Here is a 431-nt window from a genome sequence, read left to right as displayed (position 1 = left end):
TATTAGGCACGCCGCCAGCGTTCGTCCTGAGCCAGGATCAAACTCTCCATAATAGTTAAGTTTAAATCTTGTATTGCTCAAAAAACTAATAATTGACGTTTTACTTCATGTTTTGTTTAGTTTTCAAGGATCATATATAAATGGTGGAGCCTAGCGGGATCGAACCGCTGACCTCCTGCGTGCAAGGCAGGCGCTCTCCCAGCTGAGCTAAGGCCCCGTAATGAAAATGGTCGGGAAGACAGGATTTGAACCTGCGACCCCCTGGTCCCAAACCAGGTGCTCTACCAAGCTGAGCCACTTCCCGTAATATGGCGCGCCCGAAAGGACTCGAACCCATAACCTTTTGATCCGTAGTCAAACGCTCTATCCAATTGAGCTACGGGCGCATATTAAAAATGGTACCGAGGGCCGGACTCGAACCGGCACGGGGT

The 431-nt window shown here is 49.7% G+C and carries 3 tRNA genes; all 3 read right to left on the bottom strand.

Annotated features, from left to right (window positions below):
* Positions 1–141: 141 nt before the first annotated feature.
* Positions 142–217: transfer RNA gene (locus ACX6U0_RS21340), tRNA-Ala, on the bottom strand.
* A gap of 10 nt (positions 218–227) precedes the next feature.
* Positions 228–304 (bottom strand) — tRNA-Pro (locus ACX6U0_RS21335).
* 5 nt (positions 305–309) lie between these two features.
* A tRNA-Arg gene (locus ACX6U0_RS21330) sits at positions 310–386 on the bottom strand.
* Positions 387–431: the final 45 nt, after the last annotated feature.

The organism is Gottfriedia sp. ABJ_BB2_2, from assembly GCF_055484705.1.
Note: the sequence above shows the minus strand (reverse complement) of the source record. Positions and strands in the feature narration are given on the sequence as shown.